Origin of the sequence: Sporosarcina sp. FA15 (assembly GCF_051550195.1) — a bacterium.
Classification (GTDB): domain Bacteria; phylum Bacillota; class Bacilli; order Bacillales_A; family Planococcaceae; genus Sporosarcina; species Sporosarcina psychrophila.
The window spans coordinates 1670248-1692310 of the sequence record NZ_CP188818.1 but is presented as its reverse complement, the minus strand read 5'-3'; the positions used below and the strand labels follow the sequence as shown (position 1 = coordinate 1692310).

At 41.5% G+C, this 22063-nt stretch carries 24 protein-coding genes; 22 read left to right on the top strand and 2 right to left on the bottom strand.

The features are described from left to right. Positions 1 to 6: 6 nt before the first annotated feature. The gene (locus ACP8HG_RS08235) at positions 7 to 588 is read left to right on the top strand and encodes an ECF transporter S component (protein WP_187045144.1); all 582 of its coding nucleotides are present in this window, start codon (positions 7 to 9) and stop codon (positions 586 to 588) included. Between the two features lie 203 nt (positions 589 to 791). Here ACP8HG_RS08235 and ACP8HG_RS08230 read toward each other — a convergent pair whose 3' ends face one another. Then, positions 792 to 1043, bottom strand: coding sequence for a ferredoxin (locus ACP8HG_RS08230; protein WP_067210431.1), 252 nt, complete (start codon positions 1041 to 1043; stop codon positions 792 to 794). Positions 1044 to 1152: 109 nt separating this feature from the next. Between ACP8HG_RS08230 and ACP8HG_RS08225 the strand changes: the two genes are divergently transcribed. The 5 genes from ACP8HG_RS08225 (at position 1153) to ACP8HG_RS08205 (ending at position 6486) form a co-directional block, all read left to right on the top strand. After that, positions 1153 to 2193, top strand: a complete 1041-nt coding sequence (locus tag ACP8HG_RS08225; protein WP_067210428.1) for a helix-turn-helix domain-containing protein — start codon at positions 1153 to 1155, stop codon at positions 2191 to 2193. Continuing rightward, positions 2193 to 3629, top strand: coding sequence for a RecQ family ATP-dependent DNA helicase (locus ACP8HG_RS08220; RefSeq protein WP_067210425.1), 1437 nt, complete (start codon positions 2193 to 2195; stop codon positions 3627 to 3629). Before ACP8HG_RS08225 ends, ACP8HG_RS08220 begins: the two co-directional genes overlap by 1 nt. A 193-nt stretch (positions 3630 to 3822) precedes the next feature. Next, on the top strand, positions 3823 to 4485 hold the full coding sequence (locus ACP8HG_RS08215; protein ID WP_067210423.1) for a LysM peptidoglycan-binding domain-containing protein: 663 nt from the start codon (positions 3823 to 3825) through the stop codon (positions 4483 to 4485). A 240-nt stretch (positions 4486 to 4725) separates the two neighbouring features. Next, positions 4726 to 5493 (top strand): metallophosphoesterase, encoded by a 768-nt coding sequence (locus tag ACP8HG_RS08210; protein ID WP_438298471.1) that lies wholly within the window; start codon positions 4726 to 4728, stop codon positions 5491 to 5493. Between the two features lie 18 nt (positions 5494 to 5511). Next, positions 5512 to 6486: a YpdA family putative bacillithiol disulfide reductase gene (locus ACP8HG_RS08205; protein WP_067210418.1), complete on the top strand. Its 975-nt coding sequence runs from the start codon at positions 5512 to 5514 to the stop codon at positions 6484 to 6486. Positions 6487 to 6553: 67 nt separating this feature from the next. On the opposite strand, the gene ACP8HG_RS08200 is transcribed toward ACP8HG_RS08205, so the two are convergent. Further along, a complete protein-coding gene (locus ACP8HG_RS08200; RefSeq protein WP_340742323.1) occupies positions 6554 to 7492 on the bottom strand; it encodes an asparaginase in 939 nt (312 codons plus the stop codon). Positions 7493 to 7551: 59 nt separating this feature from the next. On the opposite strand from ACP8HG_RS08200, the gene prsW reads away from it, so the two are divergent. The 16 genes from prsW to folE all read left to right on the top strand — a co-directional run bounded on the left by prsW (position 7552) and on the right by folE (position 22049). Then, entirely contained in the window at positions 7552 to 8235 is a 684-nt protein-coding gene (gene prsW, locus ACP8HG_RS08195) for a glutamic-type intramembrane protease PrsW (protein ID WP_067210413.1), read from the top strand. Between the two features lie 101 nt (positions 8236 to 8336). After that, on the top strand, positions 8337 to 9101 hold the full coding sequence (gene sleB, locus ACP8HG_RS08190) for a spore cortex-lytic enzyme (RefSeq protein ID WP_370570005.1): 765 nt from the start codon (positions 8337 to 8339) through the stop codon (positions 9099 to 9101). Positions 9102 to 9194: 93 nt separating this feature from the next. Next, positions 9195 to 10481, top strand: coding sequence for a PepSY1/2 domain-containing protein (locus tag ACP8HG_RS08185; RefSeq protein WP_067210410.1), 1287 nt, complete (start codon positions 9195 to 9197; stop codon positions 10479 to 10481). 125 nt (positions 10482 to 10606) lie between these two features. Then, positions 10607 to 11248 (top strand): flagellar brake protein, encoded by a 642-nt coding sequence (locus tag ACP8HG_RS08180; RefSeq protein WP_067210408.1) that lies wholly within the window; start codon positions 10607 to 10609, stop codon positions 11246 to 11248. Between the two features lie 257 nt (positions 11249 to 11505). Continuing rightward, complete coding sequence (cmk, locus tag ACP8HG_RS08175; RefSeq protein WP_067210405.1) at positions 11506 to 12183, top strand: (d)CMP kinase; 678 nt, start codon at positions 11506 to 11508, stop codon at positions 12181 to 12183. Continuing rightward, positions 12180 to 12764 (top strand): lysophospholipid acyltransferase family protein, encoded by a 585-nt coding sequence (locus ACP8HG_RS08170; RefSeq protein ID WP_067210403.1) that lies wholly within the window; start codon positions 12180 to 12182, stop codon positions 12762 to 12764. Before cmk ends, ACP8HG_RS08170 begins: the two co-directional genes overlap by 4 nt. A gap of 78 nt (positions 12765 to 12842) precedes the next feature. Then, entirely contained in the window at positions 12843 to 13991 is a 1149-nt protein-coding gene (rpsA, locus tag ACP8HG_RS08165) for a 30S ribosomal protein S1 (protein WP_187045137.1), read from the top strand. Positions 13992 to 14283: 292 nt separating this feature from the next. Then, entirely contained in the window at positions 14284 to 14973 is a 690-nt protein-coding gene (locus tag ACP8HG_RS08160; protein ID WP_187045136.1) for a peptidoglycan recognition protein family protein, read from the top strand. Positions 14974 to 15207: 234 nt separating this feature from the next. Then, positions 15208 to 15429 (top strand): transcriptional regulator, encoded by a 222-nt coding sequence (locus ACP8HG_RS08155; protein WP_067213972.1) that lies wholly within the window; start codon positions 15208 to 15210, stop codon positions 15427 to 15429. Positions 15430 to 15844: 415 nt separating this feature from the next. Continuing rightward, positions 15845 to 17155: a ribosome biogenesis GTPase Der gene (der, locus tag ACP8HG_RS08150; RefSeq protein ID WP_067210395.1), complete on the top strand. Its 1311-nt coding sequence runs from the start codon at positions 15845 to 15847 to the stop codon at positions 17153 to 17155. 33 nt (positions 17156 to 17188) lie between these two features. Then, a complete protein-coding gene (locus tag ACP8HG_RS08145) occupies positions 17189 to 18211 on the top strand; it encodes an NAD(P)H-dependent glycerol-3-phosphate dehydrogenase (protein WP_338656350.1) in 1023 nt (340 codons plus the stop codon). 183 nt (positions 18212 to 18394) lie between these two features. Further along, positions 18395 to 18589 (top strand): DUF2768 domain-containing protein, encoded by a 195-nt coding sequence (locus tag ACP8HG_RS08140; protein WP_370570004.1) that lies wholly within the window; start codon positions 18395 to 18397, stop codon positions 18587 to 18589. After that, positions 18589 to 19311: a hypothetical protein gene (locus ACP8HG_RS08135; RefSeq protein ID WP_342538535.1), complete on the top strand. Its 723-nt coding sequence runs from the start codon at positions 18589 to 18591 to the stop codon at positions 19309 to 19311. The genes ACP8HG_RS08140 and ACP8HG_RS08135 overlap by 1 nt, the downstream gene beginning before the upstream one ends. 77 nt (positions 19312 to 19388) lie before the next feature. Then, positions 19389 to 20867, top strand: a complete 1479-nt coding sequence (spoIVA, locus tag ACP8HG_RS08130) for a stage IV sporulation protein A (RefSeq protein WP_067210387.1) — start codon at positions 19389 to 19391, stop codon at positions 20865 to 20867. A 162-nt stretch (positions 20868 to 21029) separates the two neighbouring features. Further along, a complete protein-coding gene (locus ACP8HG_RS08125; RefSeq protein ID WP_067210384.1) occupies positions 21030 to 21302 on the top strand; it encodes an HU family DNA-binding protein in 273 nt (90 codons plus the stop codon). Positions 21303 to 21479: 177 nt separating this feature from the next. Further along, the gene (folE, locus tag ACP8HG_RS08120) at positions 21480 to 22049 is read left to right on the top strand and encodes a GTP cyclohydrolase I FolE (protein WP_067213970.1); all 570 of its coding nucleotides are present in this window, start codon (positions 21480 to 21482) and stop codon (positions 22047 to 22049) included. The last annotated feature ends 14 nt before the right edge of the window (positions 22050 to 22063 follow it).

Below are 22063 nucleotides of genomic sequence, written 5' to 3'. Positions count from 1 at the left end.
GAACAAATGAATAACAAAAAGTTGCGAAAGATGATTCTCATCGCGATGTTAGGGAGTATTGCAACTGTTTTGATGCAGTTTAACTTCCCATTACCTGCACTACCTGGATTCCTGAAAATTGATTTCAGTGAGATTCCAGCGGTTTTGGCAATAATGACGATGGGACCTGTAGCAGGTATTACGGTCGAACTGCTTAAAAATATAATGCACTGGTTCATGTCAGGTAGCCCGACAGGTGTTCCTGTTGGTGAAATTGCAAACTTTGCAACAGGCGTGCTTTTCATAATGCCGATTTATTTTATCTTTAATAAATTTAAAACATCTATTGGTCTAGCTGGAGGCCTCATTGCTGGAACTGTCTCGATGGCTATTGGCATGAGTGTCTTGAATTACCTACTGTTTTTACCAATGTATACGTATTTCATGAATTTCCCAGCCATGGCAGGGAATGAGTTAGCTACTTTTATTGTTTTAGGAGTTCTACCATTTAACTTGATCAAGGGAATTATGCTAATGATTATTTCCATGCTGCTTTTCAAGAGTATGAAAAAATGGATTGCACAACAGCGTACCCAATTAACTTCATAATATAAAAAAAGGTCGTCCCGGGATTTTCCAGGACGACCTTTCCACGTTCGATTTATCTAGCTTCGTGACAGTGGTCTCTCAGCCAATTGGTAGAGCCACTCACGAGTCTTTAACACTATTGTAGAGTAACGTCTGTCTGGAAGCCCGCACGACAAGTTGTCGTAGTTTTAAAGCGACTTCTGTTATCGACAGCGATTGCCTAGTTAATCTTCGTATTTAAGTGCATCGCCATCAAATGGTGCGTCGGCGGTTTTGATAGAATCGGTTGGGCAGCCATCGAAAGCGTCTTCTAGGTCTTCCATCAGTTCTTCTGGAACTTCAGCTGTTCCCATGTTATCATCGAGGATAACATAAGCAATTCCTTCATCATCATAATCGTATATATCCGGGGCAGCAGCTCCACACGCACCACACGCTATACATGTATCCTGATCAACGATTGTATATTTAGGCATAGTCTTTCTCTCCTCTTTTCTCCGTACAAACAATTTACTTCACCTTTCATTCTAATGATGTTGACAAGAGTTTTCAACAAAAAACATTTGTTAATCGGAGGAATTCAAAATGAAACTATCTTCAATACTATTAACCATCATAGGCAGAATAGACGGTGAACGAACAATCTATGCGGGACTTCACCTATTACGCGGCAAAAGATCGGGACAAACACTGCAAGATGTTGAATATTATGGTTTGAAGGAATTCTTTGGTATTGTACCAAAACTGACAGCTGAACGATTCGATGAGGCGGCTAAACAGTTAAGTGATAGGGGTTTCATCTCAACAATGGATGATTCTTTCGTCAAACTGACGGAGCAAGGTCGCGTGGAAGTTGGCAAATTACCGTCCTACCGATTTAACGGCTGGGATTATAGAGGAAGGGAAATGATTTTTTTCGGAAGGTTATCGCTTGTTGTGCAGACGGTTTCGAATTTCAAAGCAAAGGAAAAATCGTTTATGCCCGCTCAAAAAGACCGTGATATTCAAACTTTTGTTAAAATGCTACTACATAATCAGCGAATCAGTGATCCAGTATTTGCTAAAGGCGTCAGCGAAGAAATTCGGCTATGTATTACTCGAAGTGAAATGGATGAAAGACAAAAAACAATTATCACTCATCGCTTAAGTGGTTTCGGACTGACAGGCTGGACATGGGATCAGTTAGCAGATAATTTGAAACTAAATCCATTCGATATCCGTCTACTATTTATAGAAGGTCTACATATGATGCTTGCTGTCATTATTCTGTCTCCTGATTTGCCTTTTTTGCGAAAAATAGCTGAAAGCGTCAAGGTTTCGACATATTTGACGGATTCCTCTGTAAAAACGAAGCAACTTTTTGATCGTGGCTTTTCTCTTGAAGAAATTGCGATGGCGCGCAACTTGAAACAGAGTACAATTGAAGATCATTTTGTAGAAATGTCTATTAATGATACAGAATTTCCGCTAACACAGTTTGTTTCTGAGGAAGATGCAGAAGCAGTAGCTGGAAAAGTGAAGGAAATTGGAACCCGTAGACTTCGCTTGCTGAAATCTGAATTCGAAACGCTTTCCTATTTTCAACTTCGTCTCATCTTAGGTGCGCGGACGGGAGGGGGCAACTAATGGCTATTCACAAATTATTAAAAGAGAGATTCGGTTTTGATCAATTCAGGGCAGGACAAGAAGATGTCATTCGAGATGTGATTGCGGGCAAGGACACGATTGCAATTTTACCTACAGGTATAGGGAAGTCACTTTGCTACCAATTACCTGCCTATGTACTTGAAGGTACTGTCTTAATCGTTTCACCACTCGTTGCGTTGATGGAAGACCAGGTGGCAATCATGAAAAGGAACGGTGAAAAAAGGGTTGTTGCGTTAAACTCATTTCTTTCTTATTCGGAGAAAAACAGAATAATGGGGGAATTAGGCAGCTATAAATTCATTTTTATATCACCTGAAATGTTGTTGCAAAAAAATGTGACTGCTCATTTTCGTAACATTCAGTTGTCGTTAATTGTTGTTGATGAGGCTCATTGTATTTCTCAATGGGGATTTGATTTTAGACCAGAATATTTGCGGCTAGGAGAATTTTTTGAAGGATTGAATCGACCAGGTATTTTGGCTCTTACCGCAACGGCCGATGATAAAGTAAAGGCTGATATTTGCAGGTATCTGCAACTTCAAATGCCTGCAATTCATCAACATTCGTTGGACCGCCCTAATATTTCTTATTCAATTGTCAAAGTTGATAATGGGATGATGAAAACGGAGTGGATTAAGAATCGTATAGTAACGACGGCGGGTCCTGGAATCATTTATGTGGCATCGCGAAAGCGGGCTGATGAACTATCTCAGCTTCTTCAGCTGGAGGGTGTTTCTGTGGCATCTTATCACGCCGGCAAAGAGCAAGAAGATCGAGCGTTCATTCAGGAACAATTTATCACTGGTGAAATTAGCTGGATATGTGCTACAAATGCGTTTGGAATGGGTATACATAAAGACGATATCCGTCAAGTGATCCATGAACATGTACCTCAAGCTATCGCAAGTTACATTCAGGAAGTGGGGCGTGCGGGACGTGATGGTGATTTAGCGGCAGCGACGTTACTTTTTTCGTCCGATGACGAAGGAAGAACGCGTTTCATTATCCAAGACGATCTCCCTCAAGAATGGGAAATCAAGCACTATAAAAGTCTTCTCGTAGAGAACTATCCGCCTGCTGAAGCAGCTGAACTGGCACGGATTAGCGAAACAGGAAAACGTGTCATAGACTACTACATCGAACGGATGCCGATTGAAGATGTCATTATTCGTATGTCTGAATTGATACGTGAAAAAGAAGCGCAACTACAGACGATGCTTCGATTAGTTCATTCTGAAAGATGTATTCGGGAAGAGATTTTAGGTTTTTTCGGCGAGGCATGTGGAATGAAACCGAAGTTTTGCTGTTCGGTTTGTGGAACAGCGGATGGTCTAAAGCTTGATGTACAAAAAACAATCGTGTTGGATAAACGAATGGTGGATTGGGAGGAAAGGTTGACGGGGCTTCTTGGATAACAGATCCGTTGTCCATTTAACTTCATTCTGAAGAACTATGCCTGATGACTCGTGGAACAAGGAAAGTTGCAGTTCAATCGCCCCTCTGAGTAACCAATATCCTGTTGGTGCAAATACAGCAAGGTGTATTTGATTTTTACGACAAAATTCGTCATAATGAAAGAATAGCACGATGTGATAGGAGAATGTAGCGATGAAAAATGATGATTATAAGACTGACTTTGAAGAGCACAGGAAGGAAATCGGTCTAGACGATGGTCATGAGGTTAGCAAGCTTCCATCGCGTAGCGAATTGCATAGGAAAGGTCGTAAACCTAAAAAGAAATCCAGCCATACGATGATTAATGTTATTCTTGGGTTATTCACACTTATTCCGGTACTCATTTTAGTGTATATTATTTCCGATTTTTATACTCCGGGTGATCGTACGTCAGCAAAAGGTGGGGAAACCGGCACGCTCTTTGAAATGAACAGTGAAAAGCCAGTTGAAAAAACTGCTGATGCTGATAAAGACGATGAAAAAAAAGCAACTAGTAATGAGGACGAAAAGAGTGCTGTGAAAACTGAAGCTGAAGCAAAAGTTGAGGAGAAGCCAGTATCTAAACCAGTAGTGAATGTCAATCCAACACCAGAAAAGAAACCAGAAGTAAAAGTAGAAACGAAGCCGGAGAAGAAACCGGAAGTAAAACCGGAGTCTAAACCAGTAGCAAAAACGCATACGGTTGGTAGTAATGAAAACCTTTATCGTATTTCTTTGAAATATTATGGTAACGGTGGAGGCGTCGAAAAAATCAAAAGCGCAAACGGCTTAACATCGAATGAAATTGGGGTTGGACAGAGACTTGTCATTCCTTGAGGAATAGCAGTATGAAAAAGGCGAAGTATAGATTCTTTGCCTTTTTCTTATGATAATAGGGAAATCTGGGTTTTTTGACACGGAACTGTGTCAAGCTCCAAGCGCCAGACGTTCGGGTCATAAGTGAACCCGGCAAATCGGCAAAAGAATGCCGCTTCGCCGGTCCGCCCTGTGCCTGTCGCATCTACACGGCACTTTGCGCTTATCATATGAAAGGTGGGCATGATTACGGTTAATAAAATGATATGGTCATCTGTTTCGCTGATGATTGGATTTTTAATATATATGTTTATGAGTGCTAGAAGACGGAATGTTATTTACCATAATATGAATGTCGCGTCTGATAGTCAGGCTGACAAAAAAATGTCGGTATTTTTCATTTCAGATATCCATCGGCGTAAAATCGATGATAAATTGCTAGCGAAAGTTCAATCTGCCCATGATATCGATATTGTTATCATTGGCGGTGATCTAGCTGAAAGAGGAGTACCACTAGTACGGATAGCTGAAAATATCCGTAAGTTAGCGCAATTGGGACCGTTATTTTATGTTTGGGGTAATAATGACCGTGAAGTTGGAGAAGAAGAAATGCGAGAGATTATTACTCGTTATGGCGGGAAAATCCTTGACAACGAAAGTAGTGTTATTCCTGGACATCCGCGTTGGGGTATAGCTGGAACGGACGATCCGTCAAGTCGTAATGTCGATATTGACTCGACCCTCCGTGTTGTCAGTCAGTATGACAATGTTATTTTGGTCACGCATACGCCTTCGCTTTTTAGGAAAGTGGAGCAGTTATATGAGCCTCGATTGATGCTTGCGGGGCACACACATGGCGGACAAATTCGAATCGGGAAATACGGTCTACAGGAAAAAGGATCGTTCCGATTGAAGAAGGGTAGAGCGAAGCTAATCAGTAATGGATACGGCACGTCTACGTTGCCACTGAGGCTTGGTGCGGCGCCTGAATGTCACGTCATCGTCATAAATTATGGAGAAGTGTACTAAAGGAGTGTATTAAATAAAATGATACAAAAAGATGTAATAGTGGTAGGGGGAGGTCCATGTGGCCTGTCAGCAGCAATAGAACTGCAAAAACAGGGACTGGATGTTCTTGTTATCGAAAAGGGCAATATAGTCAATTCGATTTATCATTATCCGACGCATCAGACGTTTTTCAGTTCAAGTATGAAGTTGTCTATAGGGGATATTCCATTTATAACGGCTATAGATAGACCAAAGCGGAATGACGCACTTGTTTATTACCGGAAAGTTGCGGAACTGAAAGAAATTCCTATCAATAGTTTTGAAAAGGTAGTTGATGTTGCGAAAATAAGTACGGGATTCCATGTTTTGACGGATAAAGACGAGTATTTAGCAACTAATGTGGTAATCGCGACTGGCTACTACGACAATCCAAATCATCTCGGTATTGAAGGGGAGGACCTCCCGAATGTCTTCCACTATTTTGAAGAGGCACATCCTTACTTCAGAAAAAAAGTGGTTGTAATTGGAGGAAAGAACTCTTCCATCGATGCTGCTCTCGAATTGGAACGTGCTGGGGCACTGGTTTCAGTTGTTTACCGCGGTTCCGATTATTCACCAAGTGTTAAGCCCTGGATTTTACCTGGTTTCGATAGCCTTGTTCGTAGTGGTGAAATTGCCATGCATTTTAATGCGGATGTTGTCAAAATCACGGATGTTTCCGTCACGATTGATATCGCAGGGGAATTGTTTGACATTGAAAATGATTATGTCTTCGCAATGATTGGCTATCATCCCGATCACACTTTCCTAAAAAAGGTTGGTATTTCGATTGAAGAAGAAAGCGGTCGCCCTTCTTTTGACGAAGAAACAATGGAAACGAATGTCGAAGGGCTCTTTATTGCAGGTGTTATTGCTGCGGGGAATAATGCCAATGAGATTTTCATCGAAAATGGTAAGTTTCATGGTGAAATAATTGCGCGTACGATTGATGCAAAACAAAATAGTATAAAATAAAAGCTACCCTTCAATCTAGGAAAACAGGTTGAAGGGCAGCTTTTTGACATTTACATCTACAACAATTTTACTTCGTACAAAGTTCGAGTAATAGTTTTAAGCGTGCTTTCTGGCCACTGAGCCCGTGTTCAAAGCGCACACCCATATCTTTCAGCATCTTACCTCCGCCTTCATACGCATAAATATCCTGTGCAATCCCATTGAAGCATCGGGAAACTAGGATGACTGGAAGACCTTCAGAAAGTAGACGTCTGATTCCGCCGACCACATCAGGTGGGACGTTCCCTTGTCCTAGTCCTTCAAGTACGACACCGTCATAGCCAAGAGAAGATATCGAAACAAGCAAGTCGGATTCCATTCCCGCATAGATTTTAAACATGGCTACTTTTTTGTTGATGGACACGACAGGGAGATAGGTTCTTGATAATGGTGCATGGTGGAAATGAATGGCTGACTTCGTTACAATGCCGATGGGTCCATATTGCGGACTTTGAAAAGTAGAGACACTGCTGCTATGTGTTTTCGTCACATTCGTCGCTGTGTGGATTTCATCATTAAGTACGACGAGTACCCCTTTATCGTTTGCGTCGTCTGCTGCGGCAACTCTGACAGCTGACATCAGGTTATAGACGCCGTCCGATCCAATTTCATTGGAAGAACGCATTGCACCCGTCAATACAATTGGGATATTGAAATTTGTTGAGAGTTCAAGGAAATACGCTGTCTCTTCAAGCGTGTCTGTGCCATGTGTAATGACAATACCATCAAAGGAATTATTCTCCGTCAGACGGGAGATCAGCTCTTCGAGTTCAAGCATTCGTGCTGGTGTAATATGTGGAGAAGGTAAATTAAAAGCTTCCACTTCTGTTATGTTGGCGAATTGCTGGATGTTGTCTATTTCTAATGCGAGAGGATTTGCAGCACTTAACATTACTCCGCCGGTTTTGGTATCCAGTTCCATTGAGATCGTACCGCCTGTATGAACAAGCAGAATGTTTTTCTTCATAGTAGTTCCTCCTGTTTAAGGGAAATCATGGTATAATAAAGCAAAATGGGGGCCGGCCGATGTTCATATTGTTCACTGTAGCGATTGCGCCGGGATTGGCGCTCTTTAGCTATTTTTATTTGAGAAAACAGATTGCGAAAGAACCATCACTTACATTATTTCATACATTCATATACGGCGCTATCATGACTTTTCCGATAATGTTTATCCAACACGTATTTGAAGAGGAAAACATCTTCTCCCACTTTTTCATTCGGAATGTTATTTTTACAAGTGGACTTGAGGAGTTCTTTAAATGGCTCATCCTGTTGCTTGCCATTTATAGGCATGTTGAATTTGAAGATGCATACGATGGGATCTTATATGGTGCCAGCGTGTCATTAGGTTTTGCGACGGTTGAAAATATTATTTATCTACTTACATTTGGAGCGGACACCGCATTTCTTCGGGCTTTATTGCCGGTTTCCAGTCATGCACTATTCGGTGTAGTAATGGGCTATTATTTTGGCCGAGCAAAATTTGCAGTAGAATCAAACATCAATATGTATTTGTTTCTAGCATTCCTTGCCCCATATAGTCTTCACTTCATCTATAATGGCATCCTCGCTGTAGATAATCTCTGGCTCTATCTGATTATACCTTTCATGCTGTTTCTTTGGTGGTTTGGCTTAACTAGAGTTAAATATGCACATACGTTCGCAATGCAGCAATTCAGACGCAAAGCACGAACAAACACAAAGTGATTCAGCTTTTGCTGGATCATTTTTTATTTGTTAATAATATTGCTGATTTTGGACAAACTATAGAAAAAGGAGGAATGAAAGTGAAAAAACTGGTCATCCGTATGATAACAATCATCTTGCTCCTTGGATGTGCTTATGCAACCTCACCTGTCCAAATAAAAGCATTCAGTTCCCAAAATGTCGCACGCGGCGCATTTGGAGATGATGTAATCGAGCTGCAGTCGAGACTTCAGTATATTGGTTATTACACTGGGACGATTGATGGAACATTTGGCTATGGAACCTATTGGGCATTGCGCAATTTCCAAGAGAAGTATGGACTTCCGGTAGACGGAATTGCAGGATTGAAGACTCGGAAAAAATTGGTGGATGCATCACAGTATGATGAGAAGTTCGTAAAAGATAATTTGAATAAAGGGAATAAGTTCACGTATTACGGAAGTAAACCGCTTGCATCTCAGGTAGGTCAAGGAGCGGGTAAAACGGAAAATATCCAATTGCCAGCAAAATATTCGGATCAGGATCTTAAGCTGATGGCGAATGCTGTCTATGGTGAGGCAAGAGGAGAACCGTACGAAGGGCAAGTTGCAGTAGCTGCAGTCATATTGAACCGGGTTGAACATCCAGATTTTCCAGATACAGTTGGCGGTGTCATCTTTCAACCGCTTGCTTTCACAGCGGTCGCTGACGGGCAAATTTGGCTAACACCGAACGAACGGGCAAAAGAAGCCGTTCTCGATGCTATTAATGGATGGGATCCTTCCGAAAATGCAATTTACTACTTCAATCCAATTACAGCGACGAGCAAGTGGATTTGGTCACGACCTCAAATTAAAAAAATTGGTTTGCATATATTTGCCAATTAATCAATACGGAAAAGTATTGAAAACTAGTGATAAAGGAGGGGAGGCGGAATTTTCCGGAAACAACGAAAGTTTCCGGCGATATTTTGCCGAAATATGAAAAAAATGATTTTTGTATTAGTGTACTCAATAGCAGCACTTTCAATCTTTTCTTACGGTAAAGCAGCTGAAAATGAACAATTATCTATCGCACTAAGTGGACAATACGCCAGTAAAATGACAGATGCATCGGAGAAACTGGAAGAATTGGATAATGCGGTGAAAAAGACTTTATTATTTAATGAGGCGGATGGATCCTCAAAAGCGCGAGATGACATTTGGCGTCTGTCATCCGATATTAAAAACTCTGTTTCTTCATTACCGATGGATCCAAGCTTTTCAACATCGTGGTTGAATTATCTTGGACGTCTTGGTAATTATGCCAAGGAAGCAACTCGTGTAGCCGATAACGTCGAATATCACCGGGTTATGGAGCTGGCTTCTAAGAACCTTCGCTCAATGGCGGATGAGTGGCAAGTGGCAACTGCGGGCATGGTAAGTGGGAATTTATCGATAGACGGTTGGAAAAAGAGATTGGATGTTGCTGATTCAGGCCATGATTGGACCGCTATGGGTACTAGTGTTAAACAGTATACGGAGAGTGATTTCCCACTGACAGCAAGTGAGTCGGATTCTATGAAGAAAAAAGATTTGAAAAATATTGCGGATCCTGAAGTGACTCGTGAAGAGGCCATAGCTGAGTTCAAAAAACTTTTTCCACACCTATCTAATGAGACTATCGGTGTAGAAATGAGTCAACCAGGCTCACCTTATCCGTTTTATCACATTCGTTTTGCCGAAGCTGAGTCAGTCGGTTATATTGATATCACGGAAAAAGGGGGGCATGTCCTTTCATTCCTTACAGAAAGGCCATTTGGCAAGGAGATTCAGCCGTTTGACGAACTTAAAAAGAAAGCAGAGACGTTTTTAAAAGATGCAGGTTATAAGGACCTTGTTTACGAGGAAGCAAGGGAAAATAATACGGCTTGGCATATGGTATTTGTCAGAGTAGAACCGGAATATGGAGCGAAAGTATTTTCAGATGTAATCCATTTAAAGATTGCAAAAGATAATGCGGGCATCGTTGGTCTGGATGCGTCCGAGTATATTCGGAAAGAGAAGACTGAACGACAGCCGATCACGAAGAAGAATTGGAAGACATTTTTCCATTCGGGCGTCGAAATTGTCAAAGAAGAATATGCATATGTTGAAAATGATCGGTTAGAACAAAGGCTAACGCACTATTTGACAGTTACGATAAATGAGAATGGGCAAATAGGCACATATGCAGTAATCGTCGATACGGAGACCTCTGAAGTGATTAAAACCGAGAAATTACAGTAAAATGAAGTGTAAATAGTCATTGGAATTTCCATCCCGTCATGACATAATAGTATCTATGAATAGCGACACGCGCCGATAGCGCCTGAAGCTAGACCATATGACATAGGGATGGCGGGTGCTTTAATATGCTACTTTCGGTTGGGACGATTATTGTTATCGATAAAGACTTTACAAAAGATAGCGAAAAGTTCAAAAGTAAAGTGGTTGATATAGGAGACGGTTTCGTAATGATTGACTACCCAAGCCATATTGAGACGGGACGGACAGCATTTTTTATGGATGGCACGCAGTTGCACGTTACATTCATAGATAGTATGAAAATGTCTTATGCTTTCCGGACTGAAGTGAGCGGCCGCCTTAATAAGGGAATTCCAATGATTAAATTATCCTATCCTGGTGATGAACAGCTTATCAAGATTCAACGACGTGAATTTGTACGGGTAGAATCAGCAATTGATATTGCTGTTGAGAAAGATGGACGCTTCAGCCAGTTTGTGGCGGCAGACCTTAGCGCAGGCGGAGTCGCGCTAACTCTCCTTAACCCCGACACTTTCAAAGAAGACGAGCTGTTATCGCTGACCATCGTGCTACCTTTCATGAACCGTGAAATTAAATATGTCAAAGCTGATGCACGGGTTATAAGGGTTTTTGAGAAAGATGGCAGACTAATTGCCTCATTACAATTTGAGACAATCAATCAAGTTGAGCGTCAATACGTTATCCGATTCTGTTTTGAACGGCAGTTGCAAATGAGAAATGAAAAATAGAATTTAGTTGGGGAGAGTCTGTGTGAATGAGACTTTTCCCTTTTTAATTGCCCAAACTCCAGCCAGTTAACCAAGGCGCTTACGCTCTTCTTGGTGTCTAGACTCCAGGCGCCTAGACCCTCGAGTCGCTTCAGTCCTTAAGTTAAAGGCAAAAAGCGCCTTTATCTTAAGGCCCTCCAGCGCTTTTCGGGTCTACCAAGGCGCTTACGCTCTTCTTATGATACAATATTGTCTAATTGACTACGGGGGTAGATGAAATGGCATTAGAGATAAAAATCGCGATTGATGGTCCGGCTGCGGCTGGAAAAAGTACAATTGCTAAAATCACAGCTGAAAAATTGGGCTATACGTATATCGACACAGGTGCTATGTACCGCGCACTAACGCATAAAGCGTTAGTTCACAACATAAATACTAGGAATGGACAAGAACTTGAAAAGTTATTGGAAGAGACGGAGATAGTTCTTAGGCCATCAATAAACGGCCAAGCGGTCATTGTAGATGGTAAAGACGTAACAGAAGACATCCGTTCACAATTAGTGACGGCTTCTGTATCCTCTGTCGCTACTCATATGGGTGTCCGTCAGCTGATGGTTGATAAACAGCGGATTCTAGCTATAGGTGCAGGTGTTGTAATGGACGGGCGCGATATCGGGACGGCTGTCCTGCCGGATGCGGAACTAAAGATTTTCATGACAGCCTCTGTTGAGGAGAGAGCGATGAGACGTCATATTGAAAACGAAAAACGTGGCTTCACAACGTCTCTTGAACAATTGAAAGCTGAAATTGCTGAACGTGATCGCGCGGATAGTGAAAGAGAAGTGTCTCCACTCAGACAAGCGGAAGATGCTGTTCTTATCGATACGACTTCGATGTCAATTACAGATGTGGCGGAAAAAATCAGTGAACTTGCAGAAAAGAGGATGAACTTATGAACTTATATCCACTTGGTAAAATGCTCTGCAGTGCAATATTTTATCCGTTATATCGCATTAAAGTAATTGGTGCGGAGAACTTCCCGAAAGAAGGGGGTGTTCTGCTTTGCACGAATCACATCGATAATGTCGATCCTCCGGTTGTCGGTAGTACTTGTCCTAGGCCTGTTCACTTCATGGCAAAAGAAGAGTTATTCAAAATGCCATTGCTAAAAAGTATTCTTCCGCAAGTGAATGCATATCCTGTGAAACGGGGTATGAGTGACAGGGAAGCATTCCGGAATACATTGAAAATCCTTAAATCGGGAAAAGTTGTCGGGATGTTTCCAGAAGGAACGAGAAGTAAGACGGGGGAACTTGGTAAAGGGCTTGCAGGCGCAGGATTCTTCGCGCTGAAGGGTGGCGATGCGGTCGTTATGCCTTGTGCAATTATAGGGCCTTACAAAGTGTTTAGAAGATTGAAAGTTGTCTATGGTAAACCGTTAGATCTGACAACTTATCGTGAAAGTCGGACTTCAGCTGAAGACATGACAGAGATCATCATGAGTGAAATTCAAAAACTTATCGAACAAAATAAATAAGATAAGGGTAATTTTTTGTTATTTTGAATAGATTCGAATAATATAGAAGTAGGATTCTTTATGAAGGAGGACTACATAATGACTGAAGACATGAACTTAGAAGCAGCGAACATCTACAATGAAGGTGACCGTGTTACTGGGAAAGTGACTAAAATCGAAGAAAAGTCTGTGACAGTTGAAATTGCGGGAGCACCTTTTGATGGTGTTATTCCAATCAGCGAACTATCGAGCCTTCACATTGAAAAAGCTGAGGATGCAGTTGCAGAAGGCGATGAAATTGAACTGATTATCACTAAAGTGGAAGAAGATAATTATGTCCTTTCAAAACGTAAAGTCGATGCAGAAGATGCATGGGGTTCTCTTGAAGAGAAATTCAATAATAAAGAAACAATCGAAACGGAAGTAAAAGACGTTGTTAAAGGCGGACTAGTTGTTGACCTTGGTGTACGTGGTTTCATTCCGGCATCACTTGTCGAAGATTATTTCGTCGAGACTTTTGAAGAGTATAAAGGTCGTATGATGACATTTAAAATTGTTGAAATGGATAAGGAAAAAAATCGTTTAATCCTTTCTCATCGTGCAGTTATCCAAGAAGAAAAAGCATCACAAAAAGGTGAAGTTTTGGATAATCTCAAAGAAGGTGAAGTACTGGAGGGGACTGTTCAACGTCTTGCAACATTCGGTGCTTTTATTGATATCGGTGGCATTGATGGACTTGTTCATATATCTCAACTTTCTCATGATCATATCGAGAAAGTTTCAGACGTTCTAAAAGAGGGCGACAAAGTGAATGTGAAAATCCTTTCAATCGACCGTGATTCAGAACGAATTTCACTATCCATCAAGGATACATTGGCTGGTCCGTGGGAAGGAATTGAAGAGAAGGCTCCTAAAGGATCTAAGTTTGAGGGGACTGTGAAACGTCTCGTCTCATATGGTGCATTTGTAGAAGTGTTCCCTGGCGTCGAGGGCCTTGTCCATATTTCGCGTATTTCCCACCAACACATCGGTACTCCGCATGAAGTGTTGAAAGAAGGTCAAAAAATCAATGTCAAAGTACTAGAAGTCAATACGGACGATAAACGTCTATCTTTAAGCATTAAGGATCTTATTGAAAAAGAAGACAATAACTCTTATGGAAATTATGAGATGCCAGAAGAAGCATCAGGTTTTTCATTGAGTGATGTCATCGGAGATCAGCTGAAGAACTTTTCAACTAAAGATTGACTAAGAAATGTTGTTTAATTTACTTGATGTGACTAATTTGTGAACTTAATGAACGAGAATTTGAAAAGATGATGATGCCCATAAGGGGCATCATCATCTTTTTTGTTGCATAGGAAATGATACTATTCCCGATCCCGGGATAATTAATAACGTAGGAATTGTCATAGGGGTTGTCTAAATAGTTGCATATAATAGTAAGCAAGGTATTTTCTTGTCGGCGTGATAAGTGGGGGATTAGTAAGAGGCCTTTATTCCGCCGACAGGGCTTTAGTAAAAAAAGAAGGTGAATAATATGCCATATACAATAATCAACAACTACATTCCGACGTCTCTTTATCCACTGAAAGCAACATATCCGATGACGCCGGAATACATCACCATCCACAATACAGCCAATGATGCGACGGCAATCAACGAGATTGCTTTCATGACGCGGAACACAACTGCGACGTCGTATCATGTGGCAATCGATGATAAACATGCAGTGCAAGCTATCCCGTTTACACGCAACGGTTGGCACGCTGGGGATGGTCAAGGGGCAGGTAATCGGAAATCCATAGGGATTGAAATCTGTTACTCACAATCAGGCGGTCCAAAGTATGTTAATGCGGAAGCGAATGCCGTCGACTATATAGCACGCATACTTAAGCAATACAGCTGGGGTATAGATCGTGTTAAATGGCATCGGGATTGGAGTGGTAAAGAATGTCCGCACCGTATCATAGATGAGGGGCGTATGACGACCGTTCGCAATGCCATAGTTAAACGTCTGGCAGAATTGAATATCCCAACGCTACCAAAGGAGGATGCACGCATGTTTAATCCAAGCTCAGCAACGTTAAAAGTTGCTTATGAACAATACTTGTCGGATGCCGTAAAAGAAGGTTTAATTTCCGACAAATGGTTAACGGACTTTAGGGCAGGTAAGTTGTCACTAGATGATGCACTCGCACTAAAAGTCTTTATTGACCAGCGCAGATGAGGTAATTAAGGTAGGGAAGATCAAAAGGCGGTAAATCCATCAAGGACAGTCGTCATTTTCAAAAGAAAAGAACGTATAAGATTTCAGCGGAGCGGTGTCTAGATTCCAGCACCTAGCCTTCCTTTATCTTAAGGCTCTCTAGTGCTTTTCCGGTCTACCAAGCGCTTGTGCTTTTCTTATTTGTCATAATAAGAACGTTCGCTCCATATGTTGGTGGAAAGGGAGGGAATGAGTGTGCGTAATCAATTGGTCAAGTCGATGAAGTATAATGAGTCATTAGATATGATGTACCAGGCAAATGACGGTCAAATTAGTAAGAGGCGAATAAGGGTGCTGGATGTCGGTGAGGTATCGTTCAGAGCATACTGTTTTCTGCGTAAGTCGAATCGTACGTTTACAAACGACAACGTGTTGGCGCTTGTTCCCATCATTATAAAAGAAAGATCCGTGATCTAACAGTTAGACGTTTACAGATTGTAGTATGAAGTGTTGCGCTATTAATAGAAGAAATAAATTTAAAATTCGCAAAGTATAGCGCGGCAGGTTTCATTTACGCTGTGCGAAAATCAGTAGCAGTGAAAGTGGATATGCGGAAAATTAATTGGTAATAATAAGAAAGAGCGACTTCTCAGAAATGGGATAGTCGCTCTTTCGATTATCAATACGAATTGTAGGACTTACTTCATTTTCAAAGTTCTCAAAAAGCCCCACATACAAATAGTTTAGCCTTGCGTAAGTTAAATTCACGTAAAAATGATATACTGTCGTAGTGTGACAAAGACAGTGTTTACAGTTATAAATGTGCCTGTTTAGACGTGTTAATGATTATTGTGTATAATATGCAGAAGATAAGCTGGAAGGATGTTAGATTATGAATAAACCAACAGTAGCGATCGTCGGTAGGCCGAACGTCGGGAAATCGACAATATTTAACCGAATCGTTGGTGAACGAATTTCAATCGTAGAAGACGTTGCGGGTGTTACACGTGACCGTATTTACAGCTCCGCAGATTGGCTCGCACATGAGTTCAACCTTATTGACACAGGAGGAATCGATATTGGAGATGAGCCTTTTCTTGAGCAAATCCGATTACAAGCGGAAATTGCAATAGACGAAGCGGACGTTATCATTTTCCTTGTGAATGGTCGTGAAGGGGTAACAGATGCTGATGAGCAAGTTGCCAAGATCTTGTACAAAACGAAAAAACCTATTGTACTTGCTGTAAACAAAGTTGATAATCCAGACATGCGGGACATGATTTATGATTTCTATTCCCTTGGATTCGGAGAACCGTATCCGATTTCTGGTGCGCATGGACTGGGTTTAGGGGATTTGCTTGATGCAGTAGCGAATGATTTCCCAGAACCAGGTGCTGAAGAAATTGAAGATGATGTCATCCGGTTTTCGTTAATTGGGAGACCTAACGTTGGTAAATCATCACTTGTCAATGCATTTTTAGGTGAGGAACGGGTCATAGTTAGTGACATACCTGGAACAACAATAGATGCTATCGATACGGCTTATGAATATGATGGACAGAAGTATAAAATTATTGATACTGCTGGTATGCGTAAAAAAGGGAAAGTGTATGAAAATGTAGAGAAATATGCTGTTCTTCGTGCACTAAAAGCGATTGATCGCTCTGATGTCGTTCTTATCGTTATCAATGGTGAAGAAGGCATACGTGAGATGGACAAGCGCATCGCCGGCTACGCAGAAGATGCTGGAAAAGGCGTCATGTTTGTTGTTAATAAGTGGGATGCTGTCGAAAAAGATGATAAGACGATGAACAAGTTTATTGCGGATATCCGTGATAATTTCCTATTCCTCGATTATGCACCGATTGCTTTTGTTTCAGCAAAAACAAAACAGCGTGTTAATACGTTGTTTGAAAAAGTTAAATTAATTAATGAGAACCATGCACTACGTATTCAGTCAAGTGTCTTGAACGAAGTGATTGAAGACGCTGTTGCAAGAAACCCTGCACCTAATAATAAAGGACGCAGATTGCGTATTTATTATGCTACGCAAGTAGCTGTTAAACCGCCAACTTTCGTCGTCTTTGTGAACGATGTAGAAATCATGCACTTCTCTTATGAACGCTTTTTACAAAACCGTCTTCGGGAGTCATTTGGCTTCGAAGGAACTCCGATCAGGATTATTACTCGAGCAAGAAGCTGATCGACGTTACGGGAGAAAGGATGTCTGTATGAAATGGAAAAAGTAACTGTTATCGGAGCCGGAAGCTGGGGAACGGCGATTGCTTTTGTTCTTGCTGAAAATGGTCATGATTGCTTACTTTGGGCGAGGCGTTCTGACCAGTCCGCTGAAATTAACGAAAATCATACAAATAAGTCATATTTACCAAGTATTTCTTTACCTATTAATTTGAAAGCAACATCAGATTTGGAAGCGGCGGCGATGCATAGTGATACTGTCATCATCGCTGTTCCGACCAAGGCGATTCGTGATGTCTGTTCTGAACTGAATGCAATGGCGATTAGCCCTAAATTAATTGTCCATGTTTCAAAAGGTATTGAACCAGATTCGTTAAAACGAATCTCAGAAATGATTTCAGAAGAGCTAGATTCCTCGAAAACAAAGGCTATTGTTGTTCTCTCGGGTCCAAGTCATGCTGAAGAAGTTGTTCTGCGTCATCCGACGACAGTAACGGCTGCATCATTCGATTTGGAAGCGGCAGAAAAGATTCAGGACCTATTTATGAACCATTATTTCCGTGTCTATACAAATCCGGATATAGTTGGTGTGGAAATCGGAGCTGCGCTTAAAAATGTAATTGCATTGGCAGCCGGTATTTCTGATGGACTTGGTTATGGTGATAATGCCAAAGCTGCGCTTATTACGCGCGGATTAGCGGAGATTTCAAGACTTGGCGTGAAAATGGGTGCGAATCCACTTACATTTTCAGGTCTGACAGGTCTAGGCGATTTGATTGTTACATGTACGAGTGTTCATTCACGCAATTGGAAAGCGGGCAATATGCTCGGAAAAGGGAATAGTCTAGACGAGGTCGTATCAGGCATGGGTATGGTCATCGAAGGTGTACGGACGGCTAAAGCGGCACATCAGCTTGCAGCCCAGCACGGAGTCTCTATGCCGCTCACAGAGGCACTGTACTCCATACTATTTGAAGGAATACCGCCGAAACAAGCTGTGGACCAACTTATGAACCGTATGAAGAAGCAGGAAGTTGAAGATCTCTTCGGCAACCGTTGACTCTGTAATTCAAAAAGACTTGTGAAAAACGTCAGTTTACGTTGCTAGCCTCCCCCTCCGCTCCACACGTATAAAAGCCAGCACATTACGTGCAAGCGAGGGACTTGGGGCTATGCTCACTGGTCCTTTTCTTCTGCCTTTTTAAATACTGATTATACGAAAGGAGGACTTCCTTTGTCCTCGATGGATAAAATGTGGCTGTCGTTCTATGCGATGGGATTCATGGTTATTTCCATGGGTCTTATTTATGTGAGTCGGCATAAGCTTCAAAATAAAGTTTTGAAATTACTATTTGCTATAATAGCCTATTCTTTATTAATCTTCTCATTTTTTGCGATGATTTATCTCGTATTTAATGGGCCGACAGGAGGGGCATGATGACTATGTCAGTAAAAAAAATCGGGTTACTCTTCATATCTTCCTTGGTTTTTGTTCTATCTGGATGTATGTACCCGTCCGAAAAAACAACTGGACAGGAAATCCCGTATGCTGATCAGCTGGAATCAATGCAAAAAGCGGTTGATGCTTATCAGAAAAATTCGGGAGGATTATTGCCAATCAAAACACGTGATCTTGAAACAGATATTTACATCAAATATCCCATTGAGTTCTCCAAAGTTGTACCAGCTTACACGGAAAAAATGCCTTCAAATGCGTATGAAACTGGTGGGATCTATCAATATGTGTTGATAGACGTTGAAACGACTCCAACGGTAAAGCTTGTTGATTTGCGCTCAGCGGAACATATTCGCGATTTAAACCTAAGGAAAAACGTCAATGGTCGAGCTCCATTCAAGGAGTCCGTGGGTGACCATGTCTATACAGTCGATTTCGAAGCAATGGGCTTTAAAGAGCCGCTGACGGTTCCTAGCCCCTATTCAGATGCAATCTTACCGATTGTTATCGGTGGGGATGGTGTTTTTTACATCGATTATTCGATTGATTTAAACCGAATGTTGCAAGAAAAGACCCAGACTGTTAAACCAGGGGAGGATATTCGTCACCTTTTAACGGATAACTATCCTGTTTTACCGGCTTATTCATTACCTTATACAGTGAATGCAGACAACGAACCAATATTCATGAATAAATCAAAATGAAAAACGTTTCATGCCACGTGCATGAAACGTTTTTTTTTTACATAAACTAATATGCGCATCTAAAGGAGGACGATAGAATGAAAGAGGAATTATATGAAAATCTGGCTAGACGCACAGACGGTGATATTTATATCGGTGTCGTCGGACCTGTTCGTGTAGGGAAATCTACGTTCGTGAAAAGAGTTATGGAAGAAGTCGTTATTCCAAATATGACGGAAGCATCGGATCGAATTCGTGCGCAGGATGAGCTTCCTCAGAGTTCACCAGGCTCAGTTATTATGACATCAGAACCGAAATTTGTGCCCGCCCAAGGGACTTCGGTATCTGTAGGGGATGGTGAGCTGAAGTTTCAAATCAGGCTTGCAGATTGCGTTGGCTATGTGATAGACGGCGTAAAAGGCTATGAAGATGAGAATGGCCCGAAATTGGTTCACACGCCATGGCACAACGAACCAATACCATTTGAAGAAGCGGCGCGTATTGGTACGGATAAGGTGATTCGTGATCATTCTACGATTGGTATTCTTGTTACAACGGATGGAACAGTAAACAATATTCCGCGGGCAGCAGCACAAGTTGCTGAAGAGGAAATCGTTAATAAGTTGAAAGATATTGGTAAGCCTTTTGTTATTGTTCTGAATTCTAAAATGCCGGCCAATGACAGAACAATCGCATTAAAACAGGAACTACATGAAAAATATGGGGTTCCTGTCATTGCGATAAGTGCTGATCAGTTAAACGCACAGGAAATTCAACTTATTTTAAAAGAAGCATTGTACGAATTCCCGATTTCTGATATTGAAGTCCAAAAACCAGATTGGATGGAAGTGCTCGGAAGTGAACATGAACTGAATGCCAACATCGACAGAGTGATTAATGAGGGATTTTTGGGTGTATCAAAAATCCGTAAAATACAGGAGTTGGCAGAAAGTTTAAAAGATGAAAAATATGTTAGGCATGCAGAAGTCATTGAAGTAGATGCTGGTAAAGGGAAAGCAATCGTGAAAATTACTATGGATGAACAGGCTTTCCGTGAAATTTGTGAAGGAATTATGGGACAGGAAATCGGCTCGAAAAAAGACTGGTTGTTGTTTGTTCAGGAAGCGGCCAAAGCGAAAAAGTCGTATGATATGTACTCGGAAGCAATCGATACAGCTAGAAAGCAAGGCTACGGTGTTGCTCTTCCGACAATTGAGGATTTTAATCCTTCTGCACCGGAACTTATCAAACAGAACAACTTTTTCGGCGTTCGCATGAAAGCAACAGCACCGTCGCTTCACATTATTCGGGTTGATATGGAAGCCGAATTTTCTCCATTAATCGGTTCCGAATTTCATAGCCATCATTTATTAAAAGAATTAAAGAATGCTTATTTGCATGATAGAGAGGCATTATGGGAAACACAGCTATTCGGAACACCGCTCCATGAAGTCATGAAAGAAAGCATTCGCTTCAAAACAGCTTCTGTTCCGATGAAAGCAAGAAAACGTCTACGGGAGACGATTGAACAGATGGTGAATGATGGAAATAAAGGCATGATTACATTTATCGTCTAAAGGAAAAAGATCCGTCAAAAGCGGATCTTTTTCCGTTTTTTTAGCTAAAAGTGCATGATATTAGCGATTACGCGATAATATTGTTGCGTCAGGGATTTTCTTGTGATACTCTTTTTACAGTATTAGAAGCTAGCTAATGCCCTTTGAGAGGAGGTGAATGGTGTGAATAAAACAGAATTGATTACCTCTGTAGCTGAAGCAGCAGAACTAACTAAGAAAGATGCTACAAAAGCTGTCGAAGCTGTATTCGATACGATCCAATCTACTCTTGCAAGTGGTGAGAAAGTACAATTGATCGGTTTCGGTAACTTCGAAGTACGTGAGCGTGCAGCTCGTAAAGGACGTAACCCGCAATCTGGGGAAGAGATCGATATCGCTGCAAGCAAGGTACCAGCTTTCAAAGCAGGTAAAGCGCTTAAAGACGCAGTGAAATAATTCTCAAGTTTACATAGAAGTCCGTCCGTCGTATCTAATTCATTAGATACTTGGGGCGGACTTCTTTCCATTTTTATCTTATTGTCCAATGTAGAGTGAACGAACTGTACGGAAATGGGCGAGTATGCTACTATTTTTGTTGGAATGGCTTTATTTCCGATTGGGAGGTTTCGAATGATGAATGTTGTCGATTACGAGAAAATAGAGAAAGCAGTTTCAATGATCCTGGAAGCAGTCGGTGAAGATCCCGAGCGTGAAGGACTGATAGATACTCCAAAGCGTGTCGCAAAGATGTACGCTGAGGTATTTGAAGGTTTGAATAAAGACCCTAAGGATTATTTCAAAACAGTGTTCCATGAAAATCACGATGAAGTCGTACTTGTAAAAGATATACCTTTCTACTCGATGTGTGAACATCACCTTGTGCCGTTTTTTGGGAATGCGCATATTGCATACATACCGCGTGATGGAGTTGTTGCCGGCCTGAGTAAATTAGCGAGAGCCGTCGAAACGACTGCCAAAAGGCCACAACTTCAAGAACGTATCACATCCACAATTGCGGAAGCGATGATGGAAATGCTAAATCCAATCGGTGTCTACGTAGTAATCGAGGCGGAGCACCTGTGTATGACGATGCGAGGCATCAAGAAACCAGGCGCGAAGACAGTGACTACAGTTGCGCGTGGTATTTACGAACAGGACGATGTGAAACGGGCTGAGATCCTATCACTTATTAAGATGTCTTGAAGCCTTTGCGAGTA

Excerpts from the sequence above, each read along its gene's own strand:
- ACP8HG_RS08235 (WP_187045144.1), top strand. The coding sequence starts at position 7 with ATGAATAACAAAAAGTTGCGAAAGATGATTCTCATCGCGATGTTAGGG.
- ACP8HG_RS08230 (WP_067210431.1), bottom strand. The coding sequence starts at position 1,043 with ATGCCTAAATATACAATCGTTGATCAGGATACATGTATAGCGTGTGGT.
- ACP8HG_RS08225 (WP_067210428.1), top strand. The coding sequence starts at position 1,153 with ATGAAACTATCTTCAATACTATTAACCATCATAGGCAGAATAGACGGT.
- ACP8HG_RS08220 (WP_067210425.1), top strand. The coding sequence starts at position 2,193 with ATGGCTATTCACAAATTATTAAAAGAGAGATTCGGTTTTGATCAATTC.
- ACP8HG_RS08215 (WP_067210423.1), top strand. The coding sequence starts at position 3,823 with ATGAAAAATGATGATTATAAGACTGACTTTGAAGAGCACAGGAAGGAA.
- ACP8HG_RS08210 (WP_438298471.1), top strand. The coding sequence starts at position 4,726 with ATGATATGGTCATCTGTTTCGCTGATGATTGGATTTTTAATATATATG.
- ACP8HG_RS08205 (WP_067210418.1), top strand. The coding sequence starts at position 5,512 with ATGATACAAAAAGATGTAATAGTGGTAGGGGGAGGTCCATGTGGCCTG.
- ACP8HG_RS08200 (WP_340742323.1), bottom strand. The coding sequence starts at position 7,492 with ATGAAGAAAAACATTCTGCTTGTTCATACAGGCGGTACGATCTCAATG.
- prsW (WP_067210413.1), top strand. The coding sequence starts at position 7,552 with ATGTTCATATTGTTCACTGTAGCGATTGCGCCGGGATTGGCGCTCTTT.
- sleB (WP_370570005.1), top strand. The coding sequence starts at position 8,337 with ATGATAACAATCATCTTGCTCCTTGGATGTGCTTATGCAACCTCACCT.
- ACP8HG_RS08185 (WP_067210410.1), top strand. The coding sequence starts at position 9,195 with ATGAAAAAAATGATTTTTGTATTAGTGTACTCAATAGCAGCACTTTCA.
- ACP8HG_RS08180 (WP_067210408.1), top strand. The coding sequence starts at position 10,607 with ATGCTACTTTCGGTTGGGACGATTATTGTTATCGATAAAGACTTTACA.
- cmk (WP_067210405.1), top strand. The coding sequence starts at position 11,506 with ATGGCATTAGAGATAAAAATCGCGATTGATGGTCCGGCTGCGGCTGGA.
- ACP8HG_RS08170 (WP_067210403.1), top strand. The coding sequence starts at position 12,180 with ATGAACTTATATCCACTTGGTAAAATGCTCTGCAGTGCAATATTTTAT.
- rpsA (WP_187045137.1), top strand. The coding sequence starts at position 12,843 with ATGACTGAAGACATGAACTTAGAAGCAGCGAACATCTACAATGAAGGT.
- ACP8HG_RS08160 (WP_187045136.1), top strand. The coding sequence starts at position 14,284 with ATGCCATATACAATAATCAACAACTACATTCCGACGTCTCTTTATCCA.
- der (WP_067210395.1), top strand. The coding sequence starts at position 15,845 with ATGAATAAACCAACAGTAGCGATCGTCGGTAGGCCGAACGTCGGGAAA.
- ACP8HG_RS08145 (WP_338656350.1), top strand. The coding sequence starts at position 17,189 with ATGGAAAAAGTAACTGTTATCGGAGCCGGAAGCTGGGGAACGGCGATT.
- ACP8HG_RS08140 (WP_370570004.1), top strand. The coding sequence starts at position 18,395 with ATGGATAAAATGTGGCTGTCGTTCTATGCGATGGGATTCATGGTTATT.
- ACP8HG_RS08135 (WP_342538535.1), top strand. The coding sequence starts at position 18,589 with ATGACTATGTCAGTAAAAAAAATCGGGTTACTCTTCATATCTTCCTTG.
- spoIVA (WP_067210387.1), top strand. The coding sequence starts at position 19,389 with ATGAAAGAGGAATTATATGAAAATCTGGCTAGACGCACAGACGGTGAT.
- folE (WP_067213970.1), top strand. The coding sequence starts at position 21,480 with ATGAATGTTGTCGATTACGAGAAAATAGAGAAAGCAGTTTCAATGATC.